At 61.4% G+C, this 15,147-nt stretch carries 10 protein-coding genes; 6 read left to right on the plus strand and 4 right to left on the minus strand.

The window, feature by feature from the left end; translation table 11 throughout:
• Positions 1-13: 13 nt before the first annotated feature.
• Positions 14-850, minus strand: coding sequence for an MBL fold metallo-hydrolase (locus C725_RS13870; RefSeq protein ID WP_008603808.1), 837 nt, complete (start codon positions 848-850; stop codon positions 14-16).
• Positions 851-1,715: 865 nt separating this feature from the next.
• Here C725_RS13870 and C725_RS15960 point away from each other — a divergent pair.
• Both C725_RS15960 and C725_RS13880 read left to right on the plus strand, forming a co-directional pair.
• Positions 1,716-1,982, plus strand: coding sequence for a WGR domain-containing protein (locus C725_RS15960; RefSeq protein WP_078056309.1), 267 nt, complete (start codon positions 1,716-1,718; stop codon positions 1,980-1,982).
• A 1,289-nt stretch (positions 1,983-3,271) separates the two neighbouring features.
• Positions 3,272-4,186, plus strand: a complete 915-nt coding sequence (locus tag C725_RS13880; RefSeq protein ID WP_038283512.1) for a hypothetical protein — start codon at positions 3,272-3,274, stop codon at positions 4,184-4,186.
• Between the two features lie 237 nt (positions 4,187-4,423).
• Here C725_RS13880 and C725_RS13885 read toward each other — a convergent pair whose 3' ends face one another.
• The 3 genes from C725_RS13885 to C725_RS13895 all read right to left on the minus strand — a co-directional run bounded on the left by C725_RS13885 (position 4,424) and on the right by C725_RS13895 (position 6,499).
• Complete coding sequence (locus tag C725_RS13885; protein ID WP_038283514.1) at positions 4,424-5,011, minus strand: SOS response-associated peptidase; 588 nt, start codon at positions 5,009-5,011, stop codon at positions 4,424-4,426.
• A gap of 66 nt (positions 5,012-5,077) precedes the next feature.
• Positions 5,078-5,638 carry an ATP-dependent Clp protease proteolytic subunit gene (locus C725_RS13890; RefSeq protein WP_008603811.1) on the minus strand — a complete coding sequence of 187 codons (561 nt, stop codon included), beginning with the start codon at positions 5,636-5,638 and terminating at the stop codon, positions 5,078-5,080.
• A 402-nt stretch (positions 5,639-6,040) separates the two neighbouring features.
• Positions 6,041-6,499: a hypothetical protein gene (locus C725_RS13895; RefSeq protein WP_038283516.1), complete on the minus strand. Its 459-nt coding sequence runs from the start codon at positions 6,497-6,499 to the stop codon at positions 6,041-6,043.
• A gap of 287 nt (positions 6,500-6,786) precedes the next feature.
• Between C725_RS13895 and C725_RS13900 the strand changes: the two genes are divergently transcribed.
• The 4 genes from C725_RS13900 (at position 6,787) to C725_RS13915 (ending at position 14,941) form a co-directional block, all read left to right on the plus strand.
• Positions 6,787-7,527 (plus strand): ImuA family protein, encoded by a 741-nt coding sequence (locus C725_RS13900; RefSeq protein WP_184460268.1) that lies wholly within the window; start codon positions 6,787-6,789, stop codon positions 7,525-7,527.
• A 148-nt stretch (positions 7,528-7,675) separates the two neighbouring features.
• Positions 7,676-9,220: a DUF6504 family protein gene (locus tag C725_RS13905; RefSeq protein ID WP_008603814.1), complete on the plus strand. Its 1,545-nt coding sequence runs from the start codon at positions 7,676-7,678 to the stop codon at positions 9,218-9,220.
• The gene (locus tag C725_RS13910; RefSeq protein WP_008603815.1) at positions 9,217-12,471 is read left to right on the plus strand and encodes an error-prone DNA polymerase; all 3,255 of its coding nucleotides are present in this window, start codon (positions 9,217-9,219) and stop codon (positions 12,469-12,471) included. The genes C725_RS13905 and C725_RS13910 overlap by 4 nt, the downstream gene beginning before the upstream one ends.
• Before the next feature lie 637 nt (positions 12,472-13,108).
• Complete coding sequence (locus tag C725_RS13915; RefSeq protein WP_008603816.1) at positions 13,109-14,941, plus strand: DUF885 domain-containing protein; 1,833 nt, start codon at positions 13,109-13,111, stop codon at positions 14,939-14,941.
• Positions 14,942-15,147: the final 206 nt, after the last annotated feature.

Genomic DNA, 15,147 nt, shown 5'->3' on the forward strand with positions numbered 1-15,147 from the left:
AATGGGTAGAGGCTCAACCAAATTCGGCGCGGTGTTTGTCGAGTGTTTTCCGAACTCCGGACAAAGCCTCCAGAAGCTCCTTTTGCCAGCCTTCCCGGGAAAGCCGGCGAACGGCCGAGTGGGCAGCGCAGACGATGGACGTGTGCGTCCAATCCTGGGCAATTTTCTGTGCCCACCGGACGAAAGCGTCCGCTGCACCCGGTCGCTTCTCCAAGGCCTTTGGCAACGCCTGATGAAATTTGAGTTGCGATTGGGGTAGAATTCGCCCCAAGATGCCAGGCGCTGCCAGCACGTTCAGCGTGTCGTCGACGTGCACGATGCCGCTGTCCCGATGGCGGACCAGCACCGATCCTGCGTGAACGCTATCATCGTCGGTCACCAGATCGACGCCGCCAGGTAGGGAGAAGTCAAGTTCCTTGACGAAATCGGCTTGAGTCCGGGGATCTTCGATGACCCCATCCTCCCACGGCAGTTCCGCTGCCGCTACGCGGTGCCGGCGAGTCCCGATCAGTCGCGCTGGCGGGGCCAGATCGTGCATGGCGCGGCAGTGAAGCGTATGAAACGGATGAACGTTGATGATCGCGTCGATCGCTTTCCCGCCATCCGTGAGGGCGAGTAAGTTCTCCCGGTCATCATCGTCCACTGAATAGCTATCGAGTACGAGGAACCGCCCGTTGGCGCAGCGGACCAGCGACATCTGAGTCCCGACGTCCAGAATTTTTGCGATCTTGAAGGATCCACGAAAATTCCAGAAATTCTCCGCCAGCTGCTGCAATGGTTTCTCGCCCTTCAGAAAATCACCGACATGTCCGTTTCGAAAAGACGAAGCGAAGTGGCTATGACGACTCAAAGCGTCGACTGGTCGCTTGTTCCTGTCTTGCCGCTGCGTCACAGCCTCTGCTGAACATTTCAGTGTTTCCTCGCACGCTCTGAAGAGGCCACTAAATTGTAACGCCAGCTTTTCTGCCGAAATGCCAATTTGGTTCGAGTGGGCCTCAGGGGCAAAGGCCGGTCCGATTCTTGGAATGCAGACGACCAACGAGCTTGCTGAAGCGCGTGAGCACGAAAGTGAGATCTAGATGGCAAAGTCGCGAAGGCTGCCTGCACGGCTTATGGGCTACAGGCTTAATCCAGCTAATGGATCGAACGAAGCGGCTCTTCAGGATTGAAGTATGAAACTGCGTCTGGATAACATAGTGGGAAATCGCGTAGGACCAAAGCGATATCGCACAAACAAAGCTGCTGAATAGTCGAATTATGATGTGGCGCTGAAGGCAGCGCAACAAGGAATTCGACGAGGAGGGGGTAAGTTGCTCTGGGGTAAGGGCACCCCCTGCTCGTCTGCGGATCGATCTAGCATGTGATTTCGATTCGTATAGTGCTGCAACGTCCTAAATTTTTCTCGACGAAGAGGCTTGTTTACGAATGATTGCCATGTCACAAAAAGTTATGAAGAGTGTGTCCTGGAAGTTCAGCTCTTCCCGCAACTCGGTAGTTTCGGGGCCAACCGCACTATCGGGTGCACCCAAATAGGGTCACGGGGGCCTGCGGTGGGGTCGACTTGTCGCAGGGCCTTCCCAGCTCTTTCCTCGTCGGCCTCCCGCACATTCCGCTGGTGTAAGTATGCCAACTGATTCAGCGAATGAATCAGTCACGAAGAACAGAACAGGAATCTTCGTTAGAGGCGTTCTCTCTAGGTCGGCTAAACAAGTTTTATGTCTGCCAACCTTCCCTTTAAACCACTAGCCTTTCGGGCTTGCAGTGAAAATGGCCGGATCGCGCGCCATTATGAAATTGAGGCCAGTCGCGACCTATTCGGCGGGACCATCGTGGAAACGAGATGGGGAAGGATCGGTCAGCGGTACCGCGAGTGTCGGCGTTTTTTCCCCAGCGAGGAAGAAGCAGCAGAGTACGTCCGCACTATCTTGAATCGACGAGCACACGCTGAACGCAGGATCGGCATCCCATACCGCTTATTCTGAGAGAGCCGTGAGAAATATGGAAGTGCCGCCCTGCCCGTAGACGGCCGTTCGCCTCTGCATCACTAAGCCGGTCATCATGATATTCGAATACGACAGACGCGTTGTTGGCGCTCCGGCAGGGAATGTAACGTATCTCCAGAGATGCGCGCGTAGCGACGGCGGCAATAGCTCCGGCACGGGAACCAGCTTCCAATCTAAATGAATTGCGAGCCGGTCCGCGCAGTCCTCTATGCGCATCTGCTCATCGCGATACGCGAGTATTGAATACTTCATTGTAAGAGAGCTTCTTCTGAAACGCCGGGGCCGGCTGTTCAGGCCAGCGCGGGGTTAAGTTTTCGTCTTTCGACGTTCCGCCACTCCCTTTTTTTCGCCTCTTTTTCGCCTCTCGCTCGAGATCATGTTGGCAAAAGAATCCAGTCACCAGCCTATAAGGACGCGCCGGACCGATTCCGGTGTTTGCCAGGCGACTTGGCGTTTGGTGGATTCGTAGTAGCGGTCGCGCGCTTAATACCCGAGAGGCGCCATAGTTACGGTATCGATCTCTCCGGTGCAGCCGACGCAGAGGCACATCTTCATGCTGAGGATCCTGGCGCGCTAACGTCCGGGTTCGTGGACACGTAGGCCGCATGCATTAGGCTCGTGCTTCGCTTTAATATTCTTCGATTTGCGTTTGCCGATCCGCAGAAAAATCCCTTCCGGTTCCTTGGCTCAAAGAAACTGCGCGACCTTAGTTTTAACCACAGCAATGTCAGCGTTGATCGTAGCCTTTGCGGTATGAACTATCCGCGACTGAGGGTGCGCATTACGGGTGAATATCGAGCGTGGTAAGGACAATCTGCCAAGACGGGGAATGTCCTGAAAAAGTCCCTTCCGGGAATGGTCGGAACGGACCATTAGAGGCCCTGACGCGAAGCCGTCATAGCGTAACAGATCGGTACGGCGAGCTGGAACGCCAAACCCTCGGAGAGCGCATAAGGGCTGTTTTTCGCCAGTTCGTGGTGAAAAAAGCCCGTGCAAAAGTGGTTGGCCACTTTTGCGGTATTGCGCCGCCCTCTTAAAGCGTCACAAATCTTGTTTCTGTGAGGCCTTAAACTTGATTTGTCGTAGGAAAATCGCTGTTTTTGTGGTCTCGCTGCCGATACAATCTGGATCAAGAGCAAGAGCACAGAACGACTGGAGGGCCTGCGAGGGTCTGTGGGCACGTTGCCGATAACTGTCAGTCATCCTTGGCCCATCATGGGTCAAGGTCGAGCTTGGTCTCGGCAGGTTATCAGGTGAGGGAATTTGGCATGTCATCAAAAAACGAAGAGGCAGACGAAGGCGGGCGTTTAGCTCCGGCCGAACTTGGAAGGAATAGCGAGAGAGAGGCGTTTCTGGAGTGTTTCTCTCAGATGGTAGAAGCCGCCATTGGCCATAAGAATTCCTTGACGCCAGAGGCAAGAATTCAGGTTGATCTGCGTAACGCAAAGGAGCGATCAAAAGCCCTCGAAGAGTTGCTCGTCGAGGTGTGTCCGAGCGGGGTTGATCCGGAGTTATGGGAGCGCTGGCTGAAGGGTGGTCCGCCTTCTTTTGGTGTCCGACAAAGAAGGACCGGATCCAGCAATGAAGCCCCGTCGCAGACGCTTCTCCGAGCGCCGCAACGTGTCGCGAAACAGGAAAAGAAAGTCCAACGTTTACGCGAGCAACTTCCGAAGAAAATAGAGGATCTGAAGACCCAGCTTCGGTCGGAAGAAGATCGCCTTGAATACCTGAAGGCGCAAGATAGCGCGGCGCTTCAGTGGTTCGTCACGGACAACATGATCAGCATGATGTCTGCCGCATTTGCGATGGGTCCGGCATGGACGCTGATGCGGGCGATATCGGGTTACATGTCCGACGAGGAAGTGGACCGCATGATGCCGTTTCATGACAGCGATGAAAAGGCGCACGCGGCTAAAAACCATCGGGCTGAGAAGCAGCAGGAAACCGACGCAATCTTGGAGACGCTGGACTTGTTTTCTGGTGACAATAGTTTTGAAAACGAGCTTCGCGCAGCGATCAAAGAGGTCACCGCTAGGTATGCTGGAACGCGTTCGGAACGCGTTCCAAATGGCCGACGCCGGCGGGCGGCTTCAAAGATAAAAAGTTCGATAAATCCGGAAGCAAAAATGGACAGCAAAGAGGTCTTGGAGGGACTGATGTACCGAGCGGATCCCTTCGCTTAGAACTGCGCAGCAGAAGCCCAAGAAAAGCCTTGGTGGGATGATCGGCGTGGAGTCTCGCGTCTGATCTGGCAGCCCTTGAAAAGGGCGTTCTAATCACGGTTTGGCTTGGGGAATCGTCGCAGCGTTTATGGAGGTCAGCAGCTCGAATCAACGGACGTAGGCCCTGCAATTCTTCTGTGCGTTAGACAGACTTAGATTTGTAAGTATGTCGCCCCAGACCTGGCAGCGTCCGCGTGGTTAAAGAAGTTTACGGTCATTCGACCGCATTTTCCGGCTTGGGTAAGTGCTCACTAGGTTTAGCGCAACTCGCCAGTCTTCGCGTAACCAGATTTCTGCGTCGGAAGGCGTGAGAATGACCGGCATCGCCTTCGGATGGACGGCGCCAACGATGTCATTCGGCGCACAGGTCAGGAAAGCGAACCGGGTTGCTTTGCCCTCGACAGGTCGCCAGATGCCGGCAAAGGCGAAGAGCGGGTCGTCGATCAGATCGAACCAAACTTTCGTCTTCGCGCCCTTGGGTCCAGTCCACTCGCAAAATGCAGTCACCGGCACGAGGCAGCGGCGCTCCGGCCTCTTAAGTGCTGACAGCCAGAACGGGCTTTCGAGGTTGCGGACATTCGTGACGGGGCGTTTAACCTGCCCGGGCGGCGGAAAGCCCCAGGTAAAGGTTTCGATCACCCTGCCCTCATCGACGCTCCGAATCACCGGGGCGTTCTGGTCCGGGTAGATTTCCGGCAGATCGGGAATGTTGCCGGCAACGTTTCTGGCATCGAAAACCCGGGCGATCTCGTCCGCGTTGGACCGCATCCGATAGAGATTACAAATCGGCCCCTCCCCCGCGTTTTCCGCACTAACCTTGTAACCCTCTTACGCCACCATTCGGCCGTGGCCTCAGATTATCCCGGCGATTAACCCACGCTCGAGCGCCTCCTCGGCGCCGACATACCAGTTTCGCGGCGCCTTTTCCTGGAGCTCTTTGAACGTAATATCGGACCCTTCGACGAGCGCGCGAAAACCGGCCTCTTCGATTTCTATCGAATGCTTGATCTCGTTCAGTGTGGCATTCAGCTGAGCAGTGCAGCTGCGCAGCGGGCCATTCAAGGTCACTGTTTTCGACATCTGCCGCTCATGAAGGAGCAGGCTGGAGTTTGCGGTGAGGTAGCGATCCTTGATGGGGAACGACGCCATGAACGTCGCGCCGGCTGAGTATACCGCGGACTTTCCCACCATCATCATCTGCCGGCCCGTCTCGCTCAGCAGACGCACATCGTCGCCCATTGCGCGGGCAACCTCGGGATTGCCGCCAAGCGTCGTGATAGCGATCACCAGCGCGCCTTCGGTTGGCGACGCCGCCAGCTGGCTGCGAAAGCTGCTGTACATCGCTTCGTCGACGGCGCCGATCAGCCGGATCTGGGTTGCGCTGAGGACACGGCTTCGATCTTCGTCGGACATACTGTTCCTAACTGGAAAGCCTAGCGGTTATCGGCAGGTGCGGAACGGTTACGTTCGAGACCGTACTTACGTTGCGATTCCAAGGTCGTCGGCCGAAAGGCCGATTGCCGTGAATGATCTAGTTCCGCGCAGCGAGATGCGAGGCCATTATCGCTATTTGGTCGCGTGCCAGTGGGCGCATTCGCGGCAAAGCTTTTCCTCGGTGCAGCCGTCCTCGCCGCAGGAGACGGACGGCCCCGGTGAGGACAGAAAATTCAGCAGCCTGCGCCACAAACCAAAGCGCAGGCGTGTCCGTTCGTTCGGTATCGTTGCCATAATCCCCCCGGATCGATCGGCGGCTTTGCGCCGCTCCCAAGATGGACATGGCAGGTCAAAATTAAAGTGTCTATGATCTACAGCAGGTTATGGCCGCTTGCCGCACGCGCGGTACGCGCCCTTGCTATAGCGTTTCCACTCCAGCACCGTGCCCGAGGCGACCATCGCGCAGCTGATTTCGACCGTGTCCGGTCGCCAGCACCGTGCCGCTGTGCGCGTGCCGCCTGCGCTGCCCCCTGACACGCAGGAGAGAACCGGGGCGCCGTAGAGGCCTGTATGACCACTCCGCAGTTTCTCGGCCCGCGCCGGGCGGAGGACCCGTACCAGCGCCGCAGTGGCCTCCTCGGCCGTCGCGGTCGGGCATGGGTGGCCACCCCGGCACGTTCCGTCCGTCTCGCGTGCGGCGATCCCGTTCAGGCGCAGCCTTGGCCCCTCCTCGCACCAGACCGGACCGTCGCCGTCCCAGACGCGGACAGGGGTACAGGTGAAGGTGTCACCCTCGGCGATAACGGGAACGGACGCGAGCAACATGGCGATGACAATCATCGGGCCCGTCTACGTCGGAGATCATGCCATCTGAAGCCGCGACGACGAAATCTTTTCCCCTCAAGGATATCCGTCGAAGGGCAATGAGAGCGAAGGGGCACAGAGCCAGACACGCAGAAATTTTTCAGCGCCATCCAGGCCCATGAACGCTGGGTTTTCGCCTCAAATGTTCATCTGACATACGCTCGGTGCAGCGCTGCTCGGCTTGACGCGGACACAGGCAAAAGAGAACATAAGGGGAACACATGAGCAGCCGAGTCGTGACCCAGCCTGACCCAGTTCCCCCTATGAATCTAGCGCAGCTCCGCGAGGCCATCGACATGGGCGCCCCCGGCGCTCGTGACACGCTACCCTTTGGCTGCGCACCCGTCGACCGGCGCATTTCCGGCGGTGGCTTGGCTATGAACGCCGTTCACGAGGTCGTAGCTGCCTCGACCAGCCTGTCCGACGATGCCGCCGCGACGCTGTTTCTGGCAGGCATTGGTGCGCGCTTTGCCGAGCATTTTAATGCGCCCATATTGTGGGCAGCCTCCCGCTTCGATCTTTATGCCCCCGGTCTTGAACAGGCGGGTCTGTTGCCCGCCTCGGTCATCTACGCCGAGGCAAGTGACGACAAGTCCGTGCTCGCCATCGTCGAGGATGCGCTTCGTGACGGCACCCCCGCCGCTGTCATCGGCGAGGTTCGCAGCGCCTCGCTTGTCGCAACCCGGCGCTTGCAGCTGGCCGCCGGAAAGGCCGGGCAGCCGGTGCTGCTCCTGCGGCGCTGGCGCAAGGCGGAGGTCGACCCGCTCTCGGCACCCTCCGCGGCTGTCACACGCTGGCGGATCGCGTCTGCATCCGCGTCACCGCTCCCGGTGGCCGGCGTCGGCCGTCCCCGCTGGCGCGTCGAACTTGCCCGCCAGCGCGGCGGCGAGCCTCATATCTGGGAACTGGAGGGCTGCGATGCGCGAGGTCGCCTCGCTGTACCTGCCCCATCTCGCGGTCGAGCGGGTTCGGCGGCAGGAACAGCATACCGCCAGGTCGCCTGAGGAGGCGCGGTCCCAGCGCCTGCCGGTTGCAAGTGATCCGGGTCCCTGTTCCGTACCACGCGGCGGGCCTTGGCGCCCGGGAGCGCGGTGGGCGAAGGAACAGGTCGAGGCGCAGATCAGCGCCCTTCCCCGGCATCAGCAGCCGCCGATGCGCGAACTCGGGCGCCGGTCGGAAGCTGCCGATCCGCCGTTTCGGAAGCGCGGCCATGCGTCTGAGGCAAGCGAACGTGTCACGGCACCGGGCTTCGAGGCCGACGATGTGCCCCTGGTGCTCATTAGACGGACCGGAAGACGGAACGACGTGACGGCGCGCTGCCAGCACGCCGCCTCGCTTGGCATCACGGTCGGTATGGCGGCAACGCAGGCGCGTGCGCTCGTGCCGGACCTCGATGTGCGGCCGCACGATATAGCAGCGGATATGCAGCTTCTGGACCGGCTTGCGCTGCACGCGGTTCGCCACTGGACGCCAGTGGCCTCGCTCAGCGGCAATGACGGCCTCTGGCTCGACCTGACGGGCGTTAGCCATTTGCATGGCGGACCGGAGCGGTTCTGCCGTCACGTCGTGCGCTTTTGTGCCCGCGCAGGGTTTACCGCGCGTGTGGCCATTGCGGCCACGCCTGGCGCCGCCCATGCGGCCGCGCGGTACGGTCGTAGCGCCAAGCAGGTCATACCGCCGGGCCGAACGGTCGACATGCTGTCCTTGCTTCCCATTGCAGGGCTTCGATTGGACGAAGGCGCGCGCGCGGCATGCCGCCGCTTCGGGTTCGAGACCATAGGCGACCTGCTGCCCGTCGCCCGCGGTCCCCTGGTGCGGCGATTGGGGCAGGCCGCCGTGGACCGGCTCGACCAGGCGCTCGGCCGCCTCGCCGAGCCGATCGTGCCCGTCCGCGACGAGGCCGCGCCAGAGGTGCGCCGCAATCTGCTGGAGCCGATCGGGACCCCGGAGCAGATTGCGACGGTTGCCGGCGATCTTGTTGAGGACCTTTGCGCGTTGCTCGGGACACGCGGTCTCGGCCTGCGAACCGCGGTGTTTCACGCAGAAAGGGTCGACGGCGAGATGCGCAGCGTTGCCGTCGGAACCTCGCGCGCAACGCGGGACCCTGCCCATCTGAACCGGCTCTTTGCGCTGAAGCTGGACCGTATCGATCCGGGCTTTGGACTGGAGGCGTTCCGCCTCGTCGCCTCGCGAACCGAACCGCTCGCGGCGATGACCCCAGCGTCCCTGCTCGCTGAAGATGTGCGCATCCGCGATGTCGCGGCACTTGTCGACCGGATCGCGGGCCGGGTTGGCGAACGCAACGTCTTTCGGTTGGCGCCGGCCCCCAATCATGTGCCCGAACGGGCGCAGCATCGCTGCGACCCGCTCAAAACACCGGGCGGATTTCCGGACTGGAAGCGACCGGTGCGCATGCTGCGCCGCCCCGAGCGGCTGCACGATGTCATGGCGCTCCTTCCCGATCATCCCCCGAGGCGCTTTACCTGGCGCGGTCGGCCATATGCGGTCGTCGCCGGCGATGGGCCCGAGCGTATCCACGGCGAGTGGTGGCGCCGCGAGGGTGAGGTGCGCGGCGTGCGCGACTATTTCCGGGTCGAGGACGCCGAGGGCCGGCGCTTCTGGATCTTCCGCCGCGGCGACGGCCTGTCGCCGGAGACGGGCGACCTTAGCTGGCACATGCACGGGCTTTTCGGATGAGCGGCTATGTCGAACTACACATGCTCAGCCATTTCTCGTTCCTGCGCGGCGCCTCGAGCCCGGAGGAGCTGTTCTCGGCGGCCGCCCTTCTTGGTTATGGCGCCCTCGGCCTTGCCGATCTCGGCACGGTCGGCGGAATCGTGCGCGCCTGGGAGGCGCAGAAGGTCACCGGCGTTCGCCTGATCGCCGGCGCGCGTGTCGACCTCGTCTGCGGCCGCCAGCTTCTTCTCTACCCTACGGACCGGGCGGCATGGTCGCGCCTGACCCGCCTCCTCAGCGTCGGCAAGGCCCGCGGCGGCAAGGGTGCGTGTCTGCTCGAATGGAATGACCTCGAGACATGGTCGGACGGGCTGATTGCGATACTGGTACCCCGAGACCCGGATACAGCAAATGAAACGGCCCTCCGCGATATGGCCGCGCTGTTCGGGGACCGCGCCTATATGGCGCTCAGCTTTCTGCGGCGGCCCGACGATGCCCTCCGGATGCACCAGCTGAGTGAGCAGGCGCGTGCAGCAGGCGTTCGCGCGGTTGCAACCGGAAACGTGCTTTACCATGCCGAAGAGGCGCGCCTGCTGCAGGACGTCGTCACGGCCATTCGCGAAAAATGTACCGTGGACGAACTCGGTTTTGCCCGCGAACTGCATGCCGACCGCGCTCTGAAGAGCCAGGACGAGATGGCGCGGCGGTTTCGAAACTATCCTAACGCGCTCGCTGCCACTGCCGAGATCGCTGACCGTTGCCGCTTCGACCTCGGCGAGCTCAGTTACCAATATCCGCACGAGCGGGTGATGGAAGGCCGCAGCGCGCAGGAGGCGCTACAACTGCTGACGGAGGAAGCCGCGACCCGCATGTTCCCCGGCGGCGTTCCGGACGCCTATGCTAAGCAAATCGCGCATGAGCTCAGGCTGATCGGCGAGCTCGACTATGCCCCCTACTTCCTGACCGTGAACGCGATCGTCACCGAGAGCCGCCGCCGCGGCATCCTGTGCCAGGGGCGCGGATCGGCGGCGAACAGCTGCGTCTGTTTCGTCCTCGGCATCACCTCGATCGACCCGATCCGGCACGAACTGCTCTTCGAGCGCTTCGTTTCCGGTGAACGGCGCGAGCCGCCCGATATCGACGTCGACTTCGAGCATGAGCGGCGCGAGGAGATCATCCAGTGGATCTTCGAGACCTACGGCCGTACGCATGCGGCGCTGACTGCCGTCGTCACCCGCTACCGCGCCCGTGGCGCGGTGCGCGATGTCGGCAAGGCCATGGGGCTCCCCGAGGACATGACCGCCAGCCTTGCAGGCCTCGTCTGGGGCTGGAGCGCCGAGGGTGTCTCGGAGCGCCACGTCGCCGAACTCAATCTCGATGTCGCCGACCGGCGGCTTCGTCTGACGCTCGACCTTGCCCGCAAGCTGATCGGTGTCCCGCGGCACAGTTCGCAACACCCTGGCGGGTTCGTCCTAACTCATGATCGGCTTGACGATCTCGTACCCATCGAACCCGCTGCCATGGCGGACCGGCAGATCATCGAGTGGGACAAGGACGATATCGACGCGCTGAAGTTCATGAAGGTCGATGTTCTCGGCCTTGGCATGCTCGGCTGCATGAACCGTGCCTTTGGCCTCCTAAGGGAGGCCAAGAGCATCGATATCGGCCTTGCCGATCTTCAGGATGAGGACGCCGACACCTTCGCCATGATCCAGAAGGCCGACACGCTCGGCACGTTCCAGATCGAGAGCCGCGCTCAGATGTCGATGCTGCCGCGCATGAAACCGAAATGCTTCTACGACCTCGCCATCCAAGTGGCGATCGTCCGGCCCGGGCCGATCCAGGGCGACATGGTGCATCCGTACCTCCGCCGCCGCGAGGGCCTCGAGAGACCGGAATACCCAAAGCCGGAGCTGCGCGCGGTCTTGGAGAAGACGCTCGGCGTGCCGCTATTCCAGGAACAGGCGATGAAGGTGGCCATCGTCGGCGCCGGCTTCACGCCTGCCGAAGCCGACGGGCTTCGCCGTGCCATGGCGACGTTCAAGATGACCGGCGGCGTCAGTCATTTCTCGGACAAGCTCATTGGCGGCATGGTCGAACGCGGCTATCCGCGCGAGTTCGCCGAGCGCACCTTTCACCAGCTCGAGGGGTTCGGATCCTACGGCTTCCCGGAAAGCCATGCCGCGAGCTTCGCCAAGATCGCCTACGCTTCGTCCTGGATGAAGTGCCACCATCCGGACGTGTTCTGCGCCGCACTGCTGAATGCGCAGCCAATGGGGTTTTATGCGCCCGCGCAGATCGTACGCGATGCGCGCGAGCACGGCGTCGAGGTGCGCGGCCCTTGCGTCAATGCCAGCCGGTGGGACTGTACGCTCGAACCGGCACAAGGCCGCTGGCTGACGGTACGCCTTGGTCTTCGCATGATCCGCGGCCTTGCCAATGGCCACGGCGCCGCGATCGTCGCGGCGCGCGGCGATGTGACTTACGAAAGTGTCGAGGATGTCTGGCGCCGCGCCGGGACGCCGCGCGCAGCCATCGAACGGCTTGCCGAAGCCGGCGCCTTCGAGGAATTTGGTCATGACCGGCGCCAGGGATTGTGGCGCGTACGCGGGCTTGGCGAGACCCCCCTGCCCCTGTTCGCCGCTGCGGACCGCAATGAGCGTGGCACCGACAGCAATGAACCGGACGTCGCCCTGCGTCCGCTGACGGACGGCCGCGAGGTGATCGAGGACTACCGCACGCTGCAATTGTCGCTACGCGCGCATCCCCTCACCTTCCTGCGCGATGAACTCAGGCAACAAAAGGTCGTGACCTGCGCAGACCTCGAACACCTGCGCGATGGCCGCTGGGTCGAGGTTGCCGGCATCATCCTCGTTCGCCAGAAGCCCGGAAGCGCGAAGGGCGTGCTTTTTATCACCATCGAAGACGAGACGGGCATTGCCAACGCCATTCTTTGGCCCGACCGGTTCGAAGCGCAGCGGCGAACAGTCATGTCGGCGTCCATGATCGGCGTGCGTGGCCGTATCCAACGCGAGGGATCGGTGATCCACGTGATCGCCGACCGGATCATCGATTATACGTCCCGGCTCCACGGCATTGGTGACATGGATTTCGCCCACCGCACGGGCCGGGGCGACGGCGCACGCCATCCCGGATCACCGGATCGTCGCGAGGCGGGCTGGAAACCGCGCGACCAGTATTGGCCGCCTCACGAGGGCGGGATTGATCCGGAAGATGCGGCGGTTCGCATCAAAAGCCGAAACTTTCGCTGAGACCCATGACGCGGCGCAGTCGGCATCAACAGGTCGTGATCGATCTATCCGTCCGGATCCTTCGCGAGGCGATGCAGCGTTCACCGAACGGGCGTGTGGATACGATTGCCGTTCGTCTCGCGTTACGCTGCCTCCTGCAGCATTGCCGGGAGAGATGGCCGTTGGAGATGTTTTGGGAAGCGGCGCAGCAGGACCACGATATCGGTCGTGTTCAGGGGTGTACCGCGAGTTTCAACGGCATCATTCGTCAGCTGCGCATGGCGCGACGCTATCGCGATAGCCCGTCTGTGAGCGTCACACGATCCGTCCCACCTAAATCCTAACCAGAAGTCCGAAATCGTCCGCCTTCTTGATGACAGATCCCGGGTTGGCGCCGAATAATCCGCAATTCAAGCGCCCTTCGACGCGTGCAGATCACTGGCTGTACGGCTCAAGCTGCACCATTACCAAACTGTCCGCTTCTTGGGCGGCGAGTAGCATAGCAGATTTTCAGCCTCCGAGCCTGCTAACGGATATTTGAAAGAGCGGCATAGCGCTGCGCTCGGCAAATCCGTGTTACCCACCATGGGCCGTAGCTGGGTTCCATAACGCTATCACAAGCCGTACGGTCGCCTCACCAATGAAAGGACCTCAAGGCATGATTTATCGCCTGCTCCCCGCCCTGTTCCTCGCCGGCTGTGCCGCGCAGATGGAACGCGTGCCCACGGTTTCTCCTGCCGAGACGAGTGTCACTACGCCATCTACCGCACAGGAAGATGCACGTCTTCTCGCCTTTTTGGACGCGGCATTCGATGCGCAGGTCGCTCTTAGCCCGGAAACGCTGACCAGCCTCGGATCGCAGCAGGATTATGACAAGCTTGGCGACTACACGCTCGAAAGCGAAGAGAAGGAACTTGCGCTCGCCGAAAAGCAGCTTGCCGAGATGCGCGCGCGGTTCGATCCCGAAACTTTGGGTCCGTCAGCACGGCTGAGCTACGAACTGTTCGAACGCGAGGTGGAGCGGCAACGCGAAAGCGCGCGCTTCCGCGCCTATGGGTTTCCCGTCTCGACCAACGGAACGCCCGCGGGCAGCATTCCCGTCTTCCTCATCAACCAGCACAAGGTGGGGAGCGTCGCGGATGCCGAAGCCTATATAGCGCGCCTGCGCGACAGCGAGCGTGCCATGCGCGAGACGGTGGCGGTCATGGAGCAGCAGGCCGAAATGGGGATTGTTCCCCCCGAGATGGTCTTCGAGCCTGCGACCGCAGATGCTCGCAGCATTCTCGAAGGTGCGCCCTTCACGGCGGGCGACGACAATCCGCTCTGGGCCGATTTCCAGACGAAGGTGAACGCGCTCGCGATTGCCGAAGCGGAAAAGGCCAGGCTGCTTGGCGAGGGACGCGAGGCGCTGACCGGGCCCTTTCGCACCGGGGTCGAGACGCTGATCGCGGGCATCCGGGCGATCGAGCCGCAGGCCGATGGCAATAACGGCGCGTGGAGCTTGCCCGATGGCGAGGCTTATTACGCCAATCGGCTTGCGACCTCTACCACCACAGACCTCTCGGCCGACCAAATCCATGCGATCGGTCTGAAACAGGTTACCGCCATCCGGGCGGAGATGGAGGAGGTGAAGCGGGAAATCGGGTTCACGGGCACGCTGGAGGAGTTCTTCGCGGCGCTGCGCACCGATCCGGCCTACAAATATCCGAATACACAGGAGGGGCGGGAGCATTATCTGGAAGAGGCTCGCGCGCTGATTGCCAACGTGATGGCCAAGGCTCCGGAGTATTTCGAGCGCCTGCCCAAAGCGGCGCTGGACGTGCGCGCCGTCGAACCCTTCCGCGAGGATACGGCTGCGGTCGCGTTCTACAATCGTCCCGCCCCCGACGGATCCCGGCCCGGCATCGTCTATGTGAATCTGGCCGATATGAACCAGGTCAACCGTGTCCAGACCGACGGCATCGCCGCGCATGAAGGGGCTCCCGGCCATCACTTCCAAATCGCCCGCGCGCAGGAACTGGAAGGCCTGCCCAAGTTCCGGCGCTTTGGCGGTTACGGCGCCTATACCGAAGGCTGGGCGCTCTATTCGGAGCGGCTGGCGGATGAGATGGGTGTCTACACCACGCCGGAGCAGCGTTTCGGCATGCTGTCGCTGCAGATGTGGCGCGCGATCCGCCTCGTGCTCGATACCGGCATTCATTCCAAACGCTGGTCGCGTGACCGGGCGATCGACTACTTCCGCGCGAACTCACCGAATTCCGAGCGCGACATCCGCAAAGAAGTCGACCGCTACATCAACAATCCCGGCCAGGCGACCAGCTACATGATTGGCCAGCTAAAGATCGCCGAGTTGCGCGAACGTGCCGAGCGCCAATTAGGGCAAAGTTTCGATATTCGTGCTTTTCACGAGGCGGTTTTGAGCCAGGGGTCGCTGCCCCTCGATGCATTGGAACGGCAAGTCGATGCATATATTTCTCGGACGAGAGGCTGAAGCGAACTGCCTATAAGTCGGCTCAAGGTTATCGCGCTTACCCTCTGCCGCTGCTCACATTGGCGTGGGATCAGCATTGTTTGGGATTGCGGACACTCATCCGGCTGAAGAATTGGCGGCTTCGAGACCATATGCGCGCCGCCGTGCGTGAACGGATCGAAGCGGCCGGCGCGAGCCTGCTGTTCCTCCCGCCATACAGTCCCGAC

Source organism: Pacificimonas flava (assembly GCF_000342165.1).
Lineage (GTDB): Bacteria > Pseudomonadota > Alphaproteobacteria > Sphingomonadales > Sphingomonadaceae > Pacificimonas > Pacificimonas flava.

Bases quoted from the DNA above. Each gene is read 5' to 3' on its own strand.
- C725_RS15960 (WP_078056309.1), top strand. From the start codon at position 1,716: ATGTCTGCCAACCTTCCCTTTAAACCACTAGCCTTTCGGGCTTGCAGT.
- C725_RS13880 (WP_038283512.1), top strand. From the start codon at position 3,272: ATGTCATCAAAAAACGAAGAGGCAGACGAAGGCGGGCGTTTAGCTCCG.
- C725_RS13890 (WP_008603811.1), bottom strand. From the start codon at position 5,638: ATGTCCGACGAAGATCGAAGCCGTGTCCTCAGCGCAACCCAGATCCGG.
- C725_RS13895 (WP_038283516.1), bottom strand. From the start codon at position 6,499: ATGATTGTCATCGCCATGTTGCTCGCGTCCGTTCCCGTTATCGCCGAG.
- C725_RS13900 (WP_184460268.1), top strand. From the start codon at position 6,787: ATGAATCTAGCGCAGCTCCGCGAGGCCATCGACATGGGCGCCCCCGGC.
- C725_RS13905 (WP_008603814.1), top strand. From the start codon at position 7,676: ATGCGCGAACTCGGGCGCCGGTCGGAAGCTGCCGATCCGCCGTTTCGG.
- C725_RS13910 (WP_008603815.1), top strand. From the start codon at position 9,217: ATGAGCGGCTATGTCGAACTACACATGCTCAGCCATTTCTCGTTCCTG.
- C725_RS13915 (WP_008603816.1), top strand. From the start codon at position 13,109: ATGATTTATCGCCTGCTCCCCGCCCTGTTCCTCGCCGGCTGTGCCGCG.